Annotated in this window: 3 protein-coding genes (2 of these 3 only partly in view); all 3 read left to right on the top strand. The window is 57.9% G+C overall.

The annotated features are described in order from the left end of the window. Tightly spaced (each overlapping or abutting the next), the 3 genes in view from FJ695_RS03635 to FJ695_RS03625 form a layout consistent with a single transcriptional unit that may run on beyond the window. On the top strand, positions 1–17,469 hold the 3' portion of the coding sequence (locus FJ695_RS03635) for a non-ribosomal peptide synthetase (RefSeq protein ID WP_168206254.1). 6,948 nt of this gene lie to the left of the window's left edge; the window shows 17,469 of its 24,417 coding nt (coding positions 6,949–24,417); the start codon falls outside the window, past its left edge; the stop codon is at positions 17,467–17,469. Further along, complete coding sequence (locus FJ695_RS03630) at positions 17,466–18,779, top strand: NAD(P)/FAD-dependent oxidoreductase (protein WP_141184175.1); 1,314 nt, start codon at positions 17,466–17,468, stop codon at positions 18,777–18,779. The genes FJ695_RS03635 and FJ695_RS03630 overlap by 4 nt, the downstream gene beginning before the upstream one ends. Then, positions 18,769–20,581 carry the 5' end (the start) of a non-ribosomal peptide synthetase gene (locus FJ695_RS03625; protein ID WP_168206253.1) on the top strand. The gene runs 15,980 nt beyond the window's last position, so only the first 1,813 of its 17,793 coding nucleotides appear in the window; its start codon is at positions 18,769–18,771; its stop codon lies off the right edge, out of view. The genes FJ695_RS03630 and FJ695_RS03625 overlap by 11 nt, the downstream gene beginning before the upstream one ends.

The following is a 20,581-nucleotide window of genomic DNA, read 5'->3' as shown; positions in this document are numbered from 1 at the left end:
GACCAGCCCGCGGCTTCAATGCCAAAACTCAAGTCGCAAGAAATGAGTGTGCTGATGGAGCACTGGCTGGCAACGCGACAACTTGATCGTGTCGCGGAAGCCTGGACCGGAGGCACTGAAGTCGACTGGACGCAATTGCACACTGGGCCAAGGCGCCGGGTGAGCTTGCCTACTTATCCGTTTGCCAAGGAGATCTTTTGGCCCGGCAAGCCGGGGGCACAGCCATCTGCAGGCTCAATGCAAAGCCTGCTGCTGACGCAAGATAGGCAGGTCGCGAATCGAATACCGGTATCAGCACCGGCAGGGGTCCAAAAGGTTTGGCTCATGGGAGCCCTGGGACAGCACCAGCAAACATTGTCGGAATTGCTGCCAGATGCCCGGATAACGGATTTGCCCGGCGAGTCCGGGGCCGATCCGGCGTCGCATTACATGAAGTTGTCGCGGGCTCTTTTGGCGAAAGCCCGTGATCTGGCTTTGGAGGGTGGAGCTGGACTGTTGCAGATTGTATTGGACGCTCGGGGGACCGGGTGTACCAGTTTTTTTGCCACCCTGGCGCAGGAGATCCCGGACCTGCGCGTTCAAGTCCTACAAGTCCCTGAGGCCATACAGGTTCAGGACTTGGCTGGCGCATTGAGGAGTGAGGCTAATTTTGACGGCCCGCTGCATCGGCAGCTGACGGAGGGCGCACCTCTCACTCCGGTCTGGCATGCGCAAACCCTGTTTACGCTGGAAGGGCAAAGCCCCTGGCGTACCGGAGGAGTTTATGTGCTCAGTGGCGGCGCAGGCGGAATCGGTCTGCATTTGGCCCGCCACATTGCTCACGCCGCTGAAGGCGCGCGGCTGATTTTATTAGCCCGCTCTGCGATTGATCCCGAAAGGTTGGCCTCGTTAAGGCATACAGGGTGTGATGCCACGGTTATCCGCTGCGACCTTGGTAATCCCGGGGAAGTGAATAGTGCAATCCAGCAGGTTCTGAAAAAATTCGGCGCGCTGCATGGAGTATTGCATTTGGCAGGTGTGAATGGGGACGGCTTGCTGGCCTCGGACTTGGAACGCCAATGCGATGCGATGTTAGCGCCCAAAGTGATTGGTGCTCGGGCTTTGGACCAGGCCACAGCAGGTCTGGATTTGGACCTGTTTGTGATGGCGTCGTCCGTTGCCACGTTGCGCGGGAGCCCGGGACAAGCCGCATATTGCTTGGCAAACGGCTTTCTAGACAGTTTCGCCCGGAAACGGGCTCAGGCTGTCGCGGCAGGCGAGCGGTTCGGTCAAAGTTTGGCCCTGCACTGGCCTCTTTGGGACGATGGTGGCATGCGTCCGCCGGATGCCGACACAGAAATGGCCATGCGCCAGAATACGGGACTTTGCCCCATACCTGCCGGAATTGCCCTCAAGGCGTTGGACAGTGCGCTTCAGCAGGGGCTGACGGAGGCTGCCGTCTTCTATGGCAATCAAGACAAAGCGTTGAGTTGGCTGAGTTCGGATGCCGGCGGGCCAAAACAAAGTGGGCCACAAAACACGGTTGGTGATTTGCCCCAGCGCCTGGAGCACCGGCTAAAGGCCCTTATTGGGCCAATTCTAGGGCGGGATGCCGAAGCGCTCAATCCGGTTGAGCCATTGCAGCATTACGGCATCGATTCGATCACAATCACCCGGATCGCGCGCGATCTTCAATCTCTGGCCGGGCCGGGCGCTCAAACACTGCTGTTCCGGTTCTCAACCATCCGAAGCCTGGCGGAGCATCTTGCAAAAACCTATGGCGCAGCCTGTCACGAATGGATCAAAGAAGCTGCAGCCATAACGCCTCAGAATTCGAATACCACCTCTGTCCGTCCAACCGGCACCACACAGCTTTCCGCAACAGAAAGCATCTCTTCGCCAGCACATGCCCGCGCTGAGAAATCAGAGTCCATTGCCATCATCGGCCTCGCCGGTCGGTATCCGGGATCGGATTCCCTGGAGGGATTCTGGCAGAATCTGGCGCAGGGGCGCGACTGCATCACCGAAATTCCGGAAGAACGCTGGCGGCTGGATGGTTTTTTCGAACCGGATGAAACTCGGGCTGTTGCTCAAGGGAAAAGTTACTCCAAGTGGGGCGGTTTCCTGGAAGGGTTTGCAGATTTCGATCCCCTGTTCTTCAACATGTCTCCTCGTGAGGCACGTGATATCGACCCGCAAGAACGAATATTTTTGCAGTGTGTCTGGCACGCGCTGGAAGACGCGGCACTGACCCGAAAGGACCTGAAGGAGCACTACGACCAGAATGTGGGTGTTTTTGCCGGTGTCACCAAGACAGGTTTTGACCTTTACGGTCCTGCACAGCGGGCGGCAGGCAAAGTGGCCTTTCCGCACACTTCTTTTGGCTCCATAGCCAATCGGGTTTCTTACGTTCTGGATCTGCATGGGCCCAGTATGCCCATCGACACCATGTGCTCTTCAGGGCTGACGGCGATCCACCAGGCCTGTGCGGCGCTGTTGGATCGCAGTACGAATCTCGCGATTGCTGGTGCAGTCAATTTGTACCTGCATTCGTCCAACTACGCTGAATTGTGTTCCGCCTATATGTTGTCGCGCAGTGGACGGTGCCGCAGTTTCGGAGCTGATGCAGATGGGTATGTCCCCGGTGAAGGCGTTGGGGCCGCGGTGCTCAAACGCCTGTCTGAAGCAGAGCAGGATGGTGATCGAATTCACGGTGTGATCCGTTCCACTGCGGTCAACCATGGTGGGCACACCCATGGGTATACCGTGCCCAACCCGCGTGCGCAGGCGGCACTGGTTCGGTCGGCGCTGAACAAGGCCGGAATAGATGCGGACACAATCGGCTATGTTGAGGCTCATGGCACCGGAACGCCTTTGGGGGATCCAATCGAAGTGGACGGTCTGGTCGAAGCCTTCGCTTCGGGTAACGTGTTACCAGGCCAATGCTGGTTGGGGTCGGTGAAATCCAATGTCGGTCACCTGGAGGCCGCTGCAGGTCTCGCCGGCTTGACCAAGGTTCTGATGCAAATGCGCGCTGGGCAAATCGCACCCTCATTGCATGCAGATGCAGTAAACCCCGCCATTGACTTCGGGAACACCCCGTTTCGAGTTCCGACGGTATTGACCGAGTGGACACCTGCGGACGACAAGCCGCGCCGCGCGGGCATATCTTCCTTCGGGGCCGGCGGAGCCAATGCACATGTGGTGGTCGAAGAATATCAGGCGACACCTTCCAAACCGCGCTCGTTTAAATCCGGGCCAGTTCTGATCCCGCTTACGGCTCGAACATCGTCACAGCTGAAAAAAGTTGCCTGTAATCTCCGCGTTTGGCTGGAGAGCAGAACAGAATTGCCCGATTTGCGCGACATTGCTCTAACCCTTCAAACGGGGCGCGAAGCTATGGCCGAACGGGCGGCATTCTTGGTGCAGGATCATCAGGATTTGCTGACGCAGCTGAGAATTGTCGAAGACGGGGGCATTCCGGATAAAGGCGCACGCGGGCGGGTCAACCTTTCAGAGACTGGGCCAAGGGAAGAGGCTATCGGGTCGTCGCGGCTGCGATCTCAGAATAACGGCACCCTGGATGAAATTGTCCAGGCTTGGGTTAGCGGGCAAGAAATCGATTGGTCCTCGCTGGCTGGAATGGCGGGCGCGCGGCGCATTGGCTTGCCACTTTATCCATTTGATACCCACCGCCTGTGGTTCGATGAGGTTGTCACCGAAGACAACGCAGAAAATCCCAACGCCCCTGATCCAGTCCCTGAACATGTTACGTTCAGCCCGTATTGGGAAAGTGTTTCACCTACGGACAAACCTGCCCCGTTGATCGGACCTGTCCTGGCAATCGGCGCGACTGGCGCGAGCCGGGATCAATTGGCGAACGCATACCCTGATGCCCAATTTGTACCGCCGGACGAGGCACCAAAAAAACTAAGAGAAAACTGGGGGACGGTCCTTTGGTTGGCAGAGCCGGGGGCGGCTCCGCTAACATTTTTCCGCTTTGCCAAGGCGCTGATCGAAACCGGTCCGGCCTCTGGTAACTTGACACTCGTCACCCGGAATGGCTTTGCTTTTGACGCTGAGCCCGCTGATCCAGAGCAAGCGGCAATACAAGGCTGCTTGGCGGTTCTGGCTCAGGAACTGCCCGGTTGGACATTGCGCGCAATGGATCTACACCCGGCAGAGCCACTGTTTCCCAACTTGCTTGATACTCTGCCGCTTGAAGGCGGTCAGATTGGATTTGCCCGGCGTCAGGGACAATGGCTGAGACCGCGCCTGATTCCCTGCGATCTACCAGAGGTGCCGCCGGAAATCCCCTATCGGAAGAATGGCGTCTATTTGGTTTTAGGGGGCGCCGGCGCTCTGGGACGGGTCTGGACCACGCATCTTTTGCAACGTGTTTCAGCGCAAGTTGTCTGGTTGGGCCGCTCGGCACTTTCTGCGCAGATAAGACAGAATATGGCTGCCTATGATGGTGCCGTTAGCTATCACTCGGCCGATGCCCGCAACCCGGGAGAGCTGGCTGACGCAATCGCGGATATTCGCAACCGGTACGAGAAGCTTGACGGGGTAATTGTTTCCACCCTCGCAGAATATGACAAGTCGATTGCCGAAATGTCCGAAACTCTGTTTCAGGATATCCTGTCGACCCGCCTGAATGTTGTTTCCGCGCTGGACAAAGCGCTGATGGGCGTTCCCACACCAGATTTCGTAGCGCTGTTTTCGTCACTGGCATCATGCGGAAAACCAGCCGGGATGGCCGCCTATGTTGCCGGATGCCAGGCATCGGAGGCTGCGGCCTTTGCGCTTGGCAGGTCACACTCCTGCCCAGTGACTGTTGTTAATTGGGGCTACTGGGACATTGGCGGCGGTGTCCGGGTGACTGACAGTCTGAGGGCTTTGGCGGCCCGGCGCGGAGTTGTCCCAATCGATCCCGAAGCTGGAATGGCGCTGTTTGAAACTGCCCTTGCAATGAAGCAGCCGCAAATTGCAATCAGTCGAACAACACGGCCGGACCGGATTGAGACCGTCTTGGAAACGCCTCGAATGAAGCCCCTGTCCGGTACGGCTTTGCCGGTATTGCCCCAGGTCGTTACGAGGGAAGCGCCACCGGAACCTGCACGCGAGGCTGCGGCATTGGATCAGTGGCTGGGCCGCCTGCTTCTGGCACAATTGCGGAAAATGGACGTCTTTGATCGTCCAGGCCTGTCTCGCAAGATCGAGTTCGAGACATTTGCCATTTTGGCCAAATTCCGTCCGTGGTGGGACGAAGCGCTGAACATTCTGGAGGAACAAGGCAGCATCTCCCGGGATGCGGCCGGAGCTGTTACTCTCCTAGGAGATGATCTTCTTTCACCGGACACGGTCTGGGCCGAGTGGGAAAAGGCGCAGCAAGCCTTCCTCGAGACTCCGGATACGCGGGTTCTTGCCATTCTGACAACAGATTGTCTGAAAGCCTTGCCGCAAATCCTGCGAGGACAAGCTCTCGTGACGGACATTCTCTTTCCAGCTGGAAAGATGGAAAAGATCGAAGGTCTGTATAGCAACAACCGGATTTGCGACTTCTTCAACTCGGTCGTTGCCGATACTGTAGACGCGGTGATAACTGCGCGGCGTGCTCAGGATCCTGAGGCAAAACTTCGAATTCTGGAGATCGGAGCCGGTACAGGCGGAACGACGGCCACTCTGGTGCCGCGTCTGGCCCGCTGGTCCGAAGCAATCGCGGAATACTGCTATACAGACTTGTCGAAATCGTTCTTCACGCATGCGCGCCGCCGGTTCGGGCAAAGCGCTCCCTACATGCGTTTCGAACTTTTCAACGTCGAAGCCGCGCCCGCGGCCCAAGGGTTAGATATTGGGGCCTACGACATTGTTCTGGGAACAAATGTGCTGCACGCCACCCGCGATATACGGGAAACGGTCCGTAACGCGAAAGCGTTGCTGAAGTCTGGCGGCGTCCTCATTGCGAATGATATCAGCGACAAAACTGTTTTTGCTTCAGTCCTGTTCGGGTTGATCGACGGCTGGTCATTGGCCGAAGACCGTCACTTCAGGATTCCCGGCAGCCCCGGGCTTTATCCCGAAACCTGGGAAACAGTGTTTGCTTTGGAGGGATTGCAGCATGTGCAGTTTCCAGCCGAGGCCCAGCATGGGTTGGGCCAGCAAATTGTAGTTGGCCAAAGCGATGGCCGGGTTGCCGTGTCAGAGCCGTTTGAGGTGGAGGTTGTACATCCTGGCCCTCTTGAGCACGGCACGACAGATGACAATTCTGTTTCGGAGGAGGAAATACACAGCGGGACACAAGTACGAGGTCGCGGGCTGCTTTCAAATGAAGCAATTCGCGCCGAAATCGAAGACGCCTTGGCCGCCGCATTGGACATCGACCGTGATGAGATCGCTTCGGATGTACCATTCTCCGATTATGGCGTTGATTCAATCCTGGGTGTCGGGTTCGTTCGAGAAATTGGTGCGCGGCTGAGCATCACGCTCCAAACCACTGATTTGTTTGATCATACGACTGTGGCACGGTTGTGCAGCTTTATTGAGGAACAACACCATCCAGCCGTCGGGGGTGCAATGTCTGAAACAGATATTGAGCCAAAGGTAACTACCGATCCTCAGCGGAAACTTGAGCGCTGGGACGATGGTATTGCGGTCATCGGGATGGCCGGACAGTTTCCCGGCGCTGCTGACGTCGACACGCTCTGGCGCAATATGATCGACGGGGTGGATCCTGTGGTTCCGCTGCCAGGGCGGTACATGCGTCCTGAAAAGGTGTCACAAGACAAAGAACCTGGAAAATCCTACTGCCGTTGGGGCGGGATACTTGAAGACCGTGATGCATTTGATCCGCTATTCTTCAGGTTATCTCCGCGTGAAGCGGCGTCTATGAATCCGCACCAGCGCCTAATCCTGCTGGAAAGCTGGCATGCCCTAGAAGATGCTGGGATCGATCCGGGCGGGCTGGCCGAAAGCCGCACAGGGGTCTTTGTCGGGTGCGAGCCCAGCGGGTATGTGCACGACACATTCACTGGGGCATCCGACGCGATTGTTGCCTCGCGGATATCCTATTTCCTGGATCTCAAAGGCCCTGCCTATGTGGTCAACACAGGGTGCTCTTCTTCCGGTGTGGCTCTGCATTTGGCTTGCGAGAGCTTGCGGAATGGAGAATGCGATCTGGCGCTGGCTGGTGGGGCCTTCGCGGTGATGGGCGAGAACATTCTCATCGGGCTGGCCCAGACCGAGATGCTGACCCGTACCGGCCATTGCCGGACTTTCGATGCCGAAGCGGACGGCATGGTGATGTCCGAAGCGGCCGGCATGGTGGTGCTCAAACCCCTGTCTGCGGCGGTGCACGACGGTGACCCGATTCATGGGGTCATCCGAGCCTCTGGTACCAATCAAGATGGTGCCAGCAACGGTATAACGGCGCCCAGCGGTGCAGCTCAGGCGGCACTGATTTCCGATGTCCAAAGCCGTTTCGACATAGATCCGCGGCGGATTTCATATGTCGAAACCCATGGAACCGGCACCAAATTGGGAGACCCGGTCGAAGCGAATGCGCTGGTCAAGGCCTTTCAGCCGCATGATTTGACACCAGGCAGCTGCGCCCTTGGAAGTGTCAAAAGCCATATCGGTCATAGCGCCGCGGCAGCAGGGGTTTGTGGGTTGATTGCCGTGCTCATGGCCATGAAACACCGCAAAATGCCTGAGTTGAGGCACTTTAAATCGCTCAATCCGCTGATCAACCTGGAAGGGGCTCCTTTCTATCCTTTGACGGAGACGTCGGATTGGACCCGGCGTGATGGCCAGCCCCTTTTGGCGGCATTAAATTCCTTCGGGCACAGCGGAACCAACGCGCATCTTGTCATCGAGGAAGCGCCCGAATTGCGGGTTTCGCCAACTGTTAGCGTCGGCGACCCGCAGCAGGAGTTGATCCTGCTTTCGGCCAAGGATGTGGAACGCCTGCAGTTGCAAGCCGGGGCTCTGGCACGGAAGATCGAAAATGTGCCGGACCTGCTCCTGGCGGATATTGCACATACTCTGCGGACTGGCCGGATGGCGATGGAATGCCGTGCGGCGTTTCTTGTGACAACCCGGACCGAACTGTTGGACCGTTTTAAAGGTTTGGCGGCAGGAACACTGGCGGCAGATTGGTCAGGGGAAGTGCCCTCCAAATGGACGGCGCGTGCCGGGCCGCAGCCTGAAGCGCCGTCTAGTACAGCCGTCCTATCCATGCAAGCGGAAGCCTGGGTCGCGGGCGCTCCGATCGACTGGTCCGGCGTTGCGCTGCATCAGGGGTGGCGCGGACAGCGCTGCCATCTGCCTGGGTATCCGTTCGCCAAGGAACGGTATTGGCGATCTGATAGGCAGGACCAGGATAGGGACAAATCCGGTCATGATACACTCCACTTGAACGGCGAAGAATCCTGGTTGCGTGATCACCGGATTGCCGGCCGGCCTGTCGTGCCCGGTGTTGCTTATCCTGCCTTGGCCTTGGCCCGGTTGACAGGAGCGCGGAACACGGGCTGGCGGTTTGAGGATTTGGTATGGCCGGTACCGCTGACCGTTGAGGCTCCGGTGGATCTGGAGATTGAGGCAAAAAGCTTTGATCAGGACGGATCCTACGCGTTGTCCAGTCTTGCGCCGGACGGAACGAGCCAGGTGCATCACCAAGGGCGGTTGATACCGTTGGAAGGCCCTCCGCCAGCGGTGGATTTACCATCAATTCGCGCGCGGCTCTCAGCCCATGAGATGGCGGTGGATGCCATATACGGTGCATTGAATGAAGCAGGTGTTGTTCATGGACCGGCACTAAAATCCATTGGACGAGTCTGGGCAACGCCGGACGAAATTCTGGCAGAGTTGAACCTGCCCGGGACGGCGGAAAGTGGTGTTATGCCAATTGCGCTTCTCGATGGCGCCTGGCAGGCGACACTGGCATTGTCGCTAGCGGATCCAAATAACCCGGCACCGGCTGCTTTGCCATTTTCACTTGAAACGCTGGACCTTCATGCCCCGCTCGGGGAGGGTCCGGTTCTGGTCGCGGCGCAACGGCGCGAGGGCTTGGTGGACCTGCAAATTCTGTTGCCCAATGGGACATCAGCGTTGCAAATGCGCGGGCTGTACTCCCGGCCCATCAGCGTTGCCAAACCCGCGGTTACTGAAATCGCATTGGATGCGCAGGACCCGTTTTTGAAAGACCACTCGGGCATTGTTCCGGTCGCGTTCTTTCTTGACCGGCTGCTGGACCTCGAAGGCGACGGCGCACTGTGCAATATCGTCTTTCCGCAACCGCTCCGTATCAACGAGGGCCGGGCCACTGCGCTATTGCAACAAACCGGTGGGCGGTTGGAAATCACTCTTGATGGGGTACGTTACTGCCAGGCAGACCATGAGAAGGGCTCAGATACTGCTTTCACGCGCCCGAGGCCTGTAGATCTCGACGCCCGCCGGACGGAGACGCCATTCGTTCTGACATCCCGCGCATGCGATGCCGTATTGCAGTCTACCCACGGCCCGTCCCTGATGAGCTTGGCCGAGCAACGTAATGGCCCGAGTGGCGCGCTTGCCCGGGTGCAGTCCGCAGAAATGGGGGCGCGCCGGCGCGTGGCAGTGCTGAATGGGGCTCTCCTGGCAGCTGTCGTCTGGTGTCAGACCCAGCGAGAAGAGTCCACTTTGCCGATGCCTTATGGGATCGGCTCTTTGACGCAATTCACCCCTACCCTGCCGGACAAGGTGCTTGTGGATCTGCGCCCGGCACGGAAAGGCCCACCGGGGGCGGATCGCGTAACTCTCGATTTGGATCTGTGTGACGACAACGGTTCGGTCTTTCTGGCGCTTCGCGGTCTAGAACTTGTCTGGTCTGAAAAGCAGCAATTGCCGGGCCCCAATCAGCTGCTGTTTGCAGGTCCGTGCTGGCAAGAAATCAGTCCACCGCTGATGAACGGTACTGCGCCGGTGGATCCGGTGCTGTTCGTGACGCAAACCGACGCGCATCGGCAATCCACGTTGCGGGCAGCATTTCCGGGCGCGGATCTCCGTGTCCTGTCCGACACGGTCGAGAACGCGTTCGCAGAGATTCTGAAGTTTGTCCAATCGAATGATCCTGTACGGGGTGCCCGGCCGGTCCTGCTCATTGTCCCCGATCAAAGTCTGGCTTCGTCGCTGTCTGGGTTCATGCGGTGCCTTCGTCTTGAACATCCCGCCAGCTGTGCGCAGGCGGTGCTGGTTCCTGGAAGTCTATCTGATCGCGCTCTGACGTCAGGCCTAAAGCAGGTATTGAACTCAGGACAGCTGCCCATGTTGTCCCGATTGACAGAGAGCGGACCACAAAACGGTTGGGTCCGCGAAATTCCACTTCCTTCCCGAACGGCATACTTCGCTGCTGGTGACGTGATCTGGATCACCGGCGGTCTTGGCGGGATTGGGCGTATCCTGGCAAGGCATTATGCATCTGCCGGACAACGGGTTGTCCTCACGGGGCGTTCGGCACCGCCGTCCGGAGCGGAAGCATTTCTCACGGAAACCGGCGCGCTCTACTTGCAAGGCGATGTCACAGATTGCAGTACCGCGACATTGTTGGCGCGGGACATCTTGGCGAAGCATGGCCGTCTTGATGCGGTGATCCATGCAGCTGGGCTGATTGAAGACGGATTATTGCGCGATAAAGGGCAAGAATCGGCGGCGCGCGTTCTTGCTCCAAAACTGGCGGGAACCCGGGCGCTGGACGAAGCCACGGCCGAACTGCCGCTCAAGGCCTTCGTGTTATGTTCCTCTGTCGCCGGCGTACTGGGGAATGTTGGGCAAGCGGACTATGCGTGCGCCAACGCGTATCTGGATGTGTTTGCCGAACTGCGGCAAGGCCAAGTCTTGAACGGACAACGCCATGGCCAAAGTCTTTCAGTTGCCTGGCCCCTCTGGCAAGGCGGTGGCATGGCGATGACGGATGAAAACGCCCGTATGATGCGGACAGGTACCGGAATGGTGCCGATGCCGGATGGGACGGGAATTGAGGCGCTGGAACGTGCTCTGGCAAGCGGCGAAACCCGGCTCGTTGTCGCCTATGGCCTGCCTGAGGAAATTCGCGAACGGTTCCTGGGATTTGAATATCCGGCAGGGAACAACGTTTTGGAGCCCGCCGCTGTTGAACAACAAGCTGATCAATCAGAGCTGGAGACCCGGCTTCGCGATCTGGTTGCCAAAGTTCAGCATATCCCGGTTCAAAAGGTCACGCGGTACAAACCGCTATCTGACTATGGTTTCGATTCCATCAGCTTCACAGAACTGGCGAATGAGGTGAATTCCGCGTTTGGCCTGCGGTTAATGCCGACGGTCTTTTTTGAGATACCCGATCTGGCGGCTTTGGCAGACAAGCTGGCCAAGGATCACAGTGTAACTCTGGAGCCAGAAAAAAGGCCGTCTTCTGTTACATCGCCTGCACCAGCGCGGGCAGTTGTAGACCAGGAGAAGCCGGTTCGGTCCAGCGCCGGTTTCGACGGTTCGGTTTCAATTGGCAAAGCCCCTTCGGTAAACCGGGGGATGGACACGGCCGAGCCTATTGCGGTGATTGGCATGGCAGCGAAACTGCCAGGGGTTCAGAGCCTTGACGCGTTCTGGCGCGCTCTGGATGCAGGCCGGGATCTTATCTCAGAAGTGCCGGCAGACCGTTGGGACTGGCGCGCATTTCAAAGCGGTCCCGATGAAGATAAATCTGCGCTGAAATGGGGTGGTTTCCTTGCCGATATGGCGTGTTTCGATCACGCACACTTCGGCATCTCGCCTGCTGAAGCTGAAGTGCTCGATCCGCAGTTACGTCTCATGCTCGAAACTCTCTGGGCCACGCTTGAAAATGCGGGTGTTGCACCCGATTCTGTTTCGGGCAGTCGAACGGGGGTCTTCACCGGAGTTGCGACCTGCGACTATTCGGAACTTCTGGCAAAGGCCCGGGAGGCCGGGCATTTGCGTTCGGCAGCAGAGCCATTTTCTTTTCTCGTTGCCAATCGCGCCTCATATTTCTTCAATCTTCACGGTCCGAGCGAGACAATCGATACGGCTTGCTCTTCTTCGCTGATCGCCATTCACCGCGCGACTGAAAGCTTGAGGGCCGGTATGTGCGACATGGCGCTGGCTGGCGGGGTAAACATACTCGCAACACCACGCATCACTTTAGCCTCCAGCCGAGCCGGAATGTTAAGCGAGGACGGCCGGTGCATGAGTTTTGATGCCCGTGCGAACGGTTATGTGCGTTCCGAAGGTGTTGGCGCGGTCTTATTGAAACCTCTTGCAGATGCTCAGCGTGATGGTGATCGCGTGCTTGGCGTCATTCGCGCCAGTGGGGAGAATCATGGCGGGCGTGCATCCTCACCGACCGCACCCAATGCAACTGCTCAAAAAGAACTGATTGTTGATGTCGTTCGCAGGGCCGGGATCGATCCGGCTTCGATTGGCTATTTCGAAGCCCACGGCACCGGAACCGAGTTGGGCGACCCGGTTGAAGTCAACGGCCTAAAAGCTGCCCTTTCGGAGTTGGGGCTCGACGCCCGGGACGGGCCAATCTGGCTGGGGTCCGTCAAGGCGAATGTCGGACACACGGAGGCTGCTGCAGGCGTTGTCTCATTGATAAAACTGCTCTTGATGCTCCGACACAATCGGATCGCAGGAAATCCGCATCTACGTGACCCCAATCCCTATCTGGATCTGGATGAAACTCCCTTGTCTCTGGTGCGCGGCAGCCTCGATTGGCCGTCAGGCCCGGCACCGCGACGTGCCGGTTTAAGCAGCTTCGGGGTCGGCGGGTCGAATGCGCATCTTGTATTGGAAGAGCCGGCGACTGATACGGAACCTGGATTGCCAGGCAGTTCGCCAGCGGAAGCCGAAATCATAATATTGTCTGCGCGCACACCCGAAATTCGGGCGCAGATGGCAGGTGATCTTGCGCAGCATCTGCGGGCAAACCAGGACACCTTGTGTCTCAGCGATGTAGCGCACACGCTGCGGGTTGGCCGGGCGCGGTTGCCAGCACGTCTGGCCTTTGAAACATCGAGTCTGACCGAGACGATCCAGTTGCTTGAAACTGTTGCGCAAGGGCAGGTTCCGGAAAATGTGACCCTGGGTGAAACAGAGGAAATCACAGGTATCGCACTGTCTGAAGACTTGCCAGATCTCATTGAAGTCTGGCTGGCCAAAGGGCAGTTGTCTCGAGTTCTGAAGGCTTGGGTCGCAGGCGCTGATCTGGATTGGGCCCAGGTGGCGCCGAAACGTGAGGGGCGGAGGATCGAACTGCCGGGCTATCCGTTCGAGCGGATAACGCATTGGATTGGGTCAGAGAGCCCAGAAGCGCTCCATGTGCCAGATGCTGCTGCCGCACTCCCTTCAGTTCGTCAGTTTGCGGAAGAATGGGAGCCGTCACCCTTACTGGAACCGGGTTCAGGGCCGGTTGGACGGGTACTGGTTCTGGCGCCAAAAAGCATGTCGGCGGCCGATGCCGACCTGAACGCTGGGGAAGATCTCTTATGGCTGACGCCCGAGCCGGAAGACCTTCAAAACAGCGAGGCAGCTGCACGGTTGCTGTCCTGGCTAGAACCAGCCTCACATGTGCTCTTGTTGCTGGGGGATGAAGACCGCGTGGCCGGCCCAATCATCCACCTCCTTCAAGCGTTGGCGCAAGGCCGGCAGCGCCCGCAGTCTTTGATGATATGTGGTCATGCAGAAACTCCTGAAGATCTCGCTTGGCTGGATGCCTTGGTTGGCGTGCAACGTTCTTGCCGCTCAGCACTACCTGATCTGAACGTGTCGATTGTCTTTGGCAGCGGCACCAGTCTGACTGTCATGGTGCGCCATGCGCTCGCTGAAATGACCGCCGGAGCCGGTGTTTGTGTTCGTTATCGTGGCGAAGAGAGGCAAATTTGTGCCTCGCGGGCGTTGAAAGCACCGCCGGATGTTCAAACTCCGTGGCGGCATCGCGGTGTTTATTGGATTGTCGGCGGCTCCGGGGCGGTCGGGTCAGTTTTGGCGCGGCACCTGGCTCGCACCGTGTCCGCGCGGCTTGTACTGAGTGGCCGAGGGCCTGAGGATCGGGCGCTGATTGATGAGCTATGCGCCCTTGGTGCAGATGTTTGTTATCTACCAGCCGATGTGACCGACATCGCCGCACTTCATACTGTGCGTGATCAAATTTTCTCCCGTTGGGACAGACTGGATGGAGCGTTCCATCTGGCCGGAAGAAGCGGCGCAGCTCCGCTGATTGAGGCTAAGGCTTCCGGGTTTGACAGTGTGCTTGCCCCCAAATTGCAAGGCACGAAGAACCTTCATGAGGTACTGACAAATTCAGGAGCCGATTTCCTGTGTCTCTTTTCTTCAAGCTCGGCAGTGCTGGGAGACCTGGGGTCAGGCGATTATGCAATGGCCAATCGTTTCCAAAGCGCCTTTGCAGCCGAGCACAATAACGAAACGCTTCCAGTTCTGGCGGTGGAATGGCCGCTCTGGCGTGCCAGAGGGCTTGCCGATGCGGAGTCGGAGAGCCTGTATCTGGCGAGCAGCGGTCAAGTGCCGCTGGAAGGCGAACAGGCCATGCAGGCGCTGGAAACGGCGGTCTTTACCGGCCGGACCCGAACCCTAGTTCTTTCAGGGAACGCCGAACGGCTCGACCACCTTGCCGGCACACCGCAGAAGTCCAAACCCTCCGCCGAGACGGGTGATGTTCTCACCGTGTTGAAGTCTCTAGCGGCGGATCAACTGAAAATGTCATCGGGAGAGATTGGCTCGCATAAGAACCTCGCCTCTTTCGGATTTGATTCCATCGCTCTTTCAGAATTTGCCCGGTCCATTGGCACGTGCTTTGATATCGACTTGGCACCATCAGTTTTTTTCAGTCACGCGACACTTGGCAAGCTTGCTGCGCACCTGTCCGAAATTGGTGTGGGAGTAACGACACCGGAGAGCACTCAGCCGCGAACATTTGCCCAGCCCAGAGCTGTTTCTGACGATGCAATTGCAATCATTGGAACAAGCGGCCGCTTTCCGGGCGCGCGTGATGTAGGTGGCTTATGGAATATTCTGGACCAGGGCCGGGAGGCGGTTGAGGAAGTGACCCCGGAGCGGTTCGATTGGCGCAGAATTTACGAAGCCAAAACACCGCCGGTACCAGGTAAGACCAACAGCAGATGGTGCGGACAAGTTCCCGGTCTGAGTGAGTTCGATCCGCTGTTTTTCGAAATATCTCCGCTGGAGGCTGAGCGGATGGATCCGCGGCAGCGTCACCTGCTGCAGGAAAGCTGGCTTGCGCTCGAAAGTGCCGCCCTCGGTCCAGAACACCTGGCCAGCCAACGGGTTGGAAGTTTTGTCGGCGTTGAAGATGGCAGTGATTACATAAAGCGGTCCGATCAGATTAGCCTGACAGGCGCGCATAATGCGGTTCTGGCAGCACGGCTATCGTATTTTCTCGGGTTGGATGGTCCCGCACTGGCCCTCAATACAGCCTGTTCCTCCGGATTGATGGCCGCCCATATGGCCTGCCAGAGTTTGCGCGCAGGTGAATGCGATGTGGCACTGGCCGCTGGGGTGAACCTGATGGTCTCGCAGGATGCCTACATCGGCATGGGACAAGCCGGCATGCTCTCGCCAGATGGCAAATGCTACACGTTCGATGTCCGCGCCAACGGCATGGTTCCGGGCGAAGCGGTTGCGGTACTGGTGCTGAAATCTCTGGCGCGGGCGCGTGAGGACGGTGACCCGATACAGGCGGTGATCCGCACAAGCGGCACCAACTATGATGGCCATACAAATGGCATCACGGCCCCAAGCGGACAGTCACAAGTGGATTTGTTGCGCCGGGTCCAGGCACAGGCCGGAGTAAAACCTCACGAAATCGACTGGGTCATCGCCCATGGCACGGGCACAGAATTGGGCGATTTGGTTGAAGCCCATGCGCTGCGCGATGTCTTTTCCGGGGCGGAACGGGAACCAAACAGCATTGCCGTGACCACGACCAAGGGTAACTTCGGTCACACGTTCGCGGCATCTGGTCTGGTCAGTGCCATAGGGGCTGTACATGCTTTGCAGCATGACCGTCTGCCCGCCAGCCTGAACCATAACCAACCCAGTCCAATGCTTGGATGGCAGAAAACTCCGCTTTATGTGAATACTCAGAGCCGCGATTGGCCTCGCCCGCATGCCGGCCGGAGTCGCCTGATTTCGGTCAGCGCATTCGGGATCAGTGGAACCAATGTAAATCTGCTGATCGAGGATGCTCCGGACTCGCCTGCGCAGCTACCGTCTGAGGAGCGGAACTATGTTATTTCCTTGTCGGCGAAGACAGAATCGTCCTTGCAAGCCATGGCTAGCAAGTTGGCAGCTTATCTGAAAAGTCCCGAGGCGGCGGATCAACAGCTGGCAGCCATTTCCCTGACCCTGTTGACCGGTCGGCATGCATTCACCCACAGGCTCGCGCTGGTCGTCAAGGATCTGCAAGATGCCGCCCGGCAGTTGGAAGCATTTGATTCAACACCAGGTTACCGCGGACACGTCCCGGAAGAACCTGATCTGCCGGATATGTCGCAACAGATTTCCGGACTTCTGGAGAAGGCGCAGAGCCGTGAAGCTCTGCATGAATTGGCCGAACTCTTTTGTCAGGGGCATCCGATACCCTGGGTCAATCTGTTCCCGTGCAGTCTGCGGCGGATCAATCTGCCCGGCTATGTGTTCGAACGCGATCGCTGCTGGATTGACGCGCCAGAGGCCCGGCCTGCCCCCGCAATTGGGCCGTATGTCAAACCACTGCCAGAGCCAGACACGCCTGCGCATCCGCCCGTTTCGGGAGTTTCGGACCTCTCTCCTGGTTTGGATATGCTGGAGGCCGCCCGCGGGGCCGCATCAAATGTGCTGAACCGTGACGTTCAGACCCTGTCCCGGATTGTCTGGGGAGCTCCGCAAAGTTCTGAAATTCGACCGGATCCGAACGAAATCTGCATCTTGTCTGCCGATCAGGGGCTCGTGGCGGTGGAAGCCGCCGGAACAACTGACGCACTGGCCCTATTAGCCCAGGCCGGCGCACCGTGTTCCAGCTTTCCGGCACCTGTCCGGCTGCCGCGATTGCGAGGTGGTCTCAAACCTGTTTCCGCCCCGCAGGGAGTAGCAGCCCTCTACGGGGATGAGGGGCGGCTTGTCGGGAACATGAAAGGATTGTCTGCACCCGCAGTTTTTGATGTGCGGGTCTTGCGGGCCATCTGGAATTCCGTGCAGTGCCTTTCGGATCTGGAGACCGCGCAAGTTGCTTGGCCGGCTTCGCTGATGACGCTGGCAAGCACAGCACCGCTGACCTCGGACGTGCACTTTGAAGTGGTGCGTCTATCCGATCCGGATCCGGGATACTTGAACGTTGACGTCACCGTTTATGATCCGCAAGGGACACCGCTCATGATCTTGCGGGAGTTTTCACTGTCCCTTGGAGCGCTTCCAGAGAACATTCAATGGGAGGGCGTTGAGGCATGACGGCAACGCGGGCATCGGCTCTTTCGGTTTGCGTTATTGGCGGCGGGCCCTTGGGGATAGGTCTGGGGCGCGAATTGTCCGAAGGCGGGATTGACTATGACCTTTATGAACAAGAAAGCGATCTTGGCGGTGTCTGGAATACCGATGCGCCCTGCGGAAGAACTTATCCCTCGCTTCACCTGATTTCGCCGAAGTTCAATACACAAGTGCCGGATTTCCCGATGCCGGATCATTATCCGGCCTACCCCAATCACAAGATGATGCTGGACTATATCCGGTCCTATGCGCGGCATTTTGGGGTTTATGACCACGCCCATTGCAATACTGGCGTCACTTGGATCGAACCGGACGGCGACGGCTGGAATGTGGAGCTGTCGACAGGGGCAACCCGCCGGTATGACATTGTTGCTGTCTGCAACGGGGCGCAGCGGGTGCCGCACTACCCGAAACCACCGTATCCGGGAACCTTTTCAGGGGAGGTGTTGCACACAGCCGATTACAAGAACCCGTCACAGATCGCGGGCAAACGGGTCCTGGTGATCGGTGCTGGTAATTCAGGGTGCGACGTGGCGGTGGATGCCGTGCATCATGCTGTCTCGGTGCATCACAGCACACGCCGGGGTTACCACTATTATCCGAAATTCATCGACGGCAAACCGACACCGCAATGGATGTTGCAGCTCGGCACCAAGTTCACCTCGAAAGAGGAAACCTCGGCCTATATCCAAAAAGTGTTCAAGCTGGCCGGGTTCGATGGCACCGATTTCGGTTTGCCTGCGCCGGATCACCCGATTGACGCTGCCCATCCGATCATGAATTCGCAGATACTTTATCATATCGGACATGGCGATATTGCCACGGTCGGCGATGTCGCGGGTTTCGATGATCTAACCGTGCGTTTCAAAGACGGGCACGAAGCTGAGATCGACATAATCGTCTATGCCACCGGCTATGACCGTCATTTCCCCTTTATCGATCCGGATATTCTCGACTGGAAAGACGGAATTCCAGATCTTTTCATCCATATCGTTCCACGCAACCTCAACAATCTTTTCTTTTTTGGCTTTGTAAACGCTGCGGCCGGGCTGGGCGATGGAATGCGTCTGCAGGGGCAATTTGTCCGCAGTTACGTGAGAGCCTTTGAAAATCAAACCCTTGGCTATCAGAAGTTTGTCGCGGCGAAAGCCCAGGATGATCCAGATTTGGGTCAGGACTACTTCGTTGACAGCCGCAGGCATACTTGGGAAGTTGATTTTTGGAAATTTATCCGCCATGCGCGCTATTACCGGGAGATGCTCGATGACGACTGAACCCGACAACGGTCGCGCCGGCGCTGCTGAACGCCGGATCGAAGCCGAGCTTATGGGGCAGGGGGGGCAGGAGACATCCCGGTCTGCGGTGCCAGATGGCCGGGAATTTGAAGATACTGTGGGCGATGTTGTCGCCGCCTGTCTCAAGATACCTTCCGACCGTTTTGACACGTTATCGCCGTTATCCCGGTTCGGGGTGGATTCGATCATCGTGACCGAGATCATGAAACGGCTTTCGGACATGCTCGGCGTTTCAATTGCCCCTACGGTCTTTTTCGAAGCCAAGAACGCCAAGGAGTTGGCTCAAATCTTGGATGGACGCTACCGCCGTGAGGCTGATCGCGTTCCTCAATCTCAGAAAGCTCCGCAAAATCCGCTGGCGTTGCCTGATCGCCGTGCTGAAAAACGTGCTCCAAAGGAGACGAGCCGTACAGTGCCAGCGTCCCGATCCAAAAAGGCAGCGTCCTGGATTGCAAGCGCGAAGGCGGCTTTGGCGCAGCCTGGACAATTCCGGACAGATCAGGAAGACATGGGGGCAGTTGAAACCCCACACGTGAGCGGGTCTGCTTTTGAACCGATTGCGGTTCTGGCCATGGATGGCCGGTTCGCTCAAAGCGCAGATTTGGGCGAGTTGCAGTCGCACCTGGAGCAGGGAGACGATTGCATTACAGAGATTCCTGCCGAGCGCTGGGACTGGCGGCAAATCTATGATGATCCCGGAAAAGGCGAGTTTACCAAGGTCAAATATGGCGGCGTCGCCCCGGCAGTAGATCAATTCGATCCGCTTTATTTTGGCTTGTCGCCGCGTGAGGCGGAGCTGATGGATCCCCAGCACCGGCTTTTTATCCAAAGTGCATACCGGTTGCTGGGCGAAGCAGGCTATGCTCCAAGTTCGATCGCTGGCCGTCCGGTCGGGGTTTTTATCGGCGTAAATCTCCAGGATTACGCCCACATGATTGATCGGGCGGGATCAATCGAGGCACTTCATTTGACCAGCTTGGGGCATATGTTCTGTCCCAATCGTTTGTCATTCATGCTGGACATTACCGGGCCGAGCCAGGTGATCGATACTGCCTGTTCCAGCTCACTCATAGCGGTGCATCGCGCGGTGCTGGCCCTGCAGCATGAAGGTTGCGAGATGGCGATTGCCGGTGGCGCCAATCTGATGCTGACACCGGATATGCACATTATGTATTCCAAGGTCGGCATGCTCTGCGAAGATGGCCGCTGCAAGACGTTCTCGGCCCGGGCAAATGGGTATGTCCGAGGTGATGGGGTTGGCGCAGTCCTGCTCAAGCCATTGTCTGCCGCTGAACGTGATGGCGATACAATCCTCGCAGTGATCCGCGGTTCTTCTGAAAATCACGGCGGGCAGTCGACGTCTCTGACAGCTCCCAATCCACTTGCCCAGGCCCGGTTGATCGCGGAGGCGCATGGCCACGCAGGCGGAGATCCGCGCAGGGTTGGATATATCGAGTGCCATGGCACCGGCACTGAGTTGGGAGACCCGATAGAAATCAACGGGCTGAAACAAGCATTCACGTCGCTTTATGACGCCCTCGGGAAGACTCCCGAGGGCGCGCCGCATTGTGGCCTGGGATCAATCAAGTCGAATATCGGCCACGCGGAAACAGCGGCCGGGATAGCCGGGCTGATCAAGGCGGTAATTGGATTGCGTTCTGGGCGTTATTTCCCAACCCTGCATTCAGAAGACCAAAATCCCCTGATTTCGCTGGAGCAGACGCCTTTCTTCATATCCCGAAAGGGCAGTGATTGGCCGCGTCCAGTGCTTGATGGGCAGA

Origin of the sequence: Labrenzia sp. PHM005, assembly GCF_006517275.1 — a bacterium.
Taxonomy (GTDB): domain Bacteria; phylum Pseudomonadota; class Alphaproteobacteria; order Rhizobiales; family Stappiaceae; genus Roseibium.
This window is presented reverse-complemented; position numbering and strand designations above follow the sequence as displayed.

Excerpts from the sequence above, each read along its gene's own strand:
- FJ695_RS03630 (WP_141184175.1), top strand. The coding sequence starts at position 17,466 with ATGACGGCAACGCGGGCATCGGCTCTTTCGGTTTGCGTTATTGGCGGC.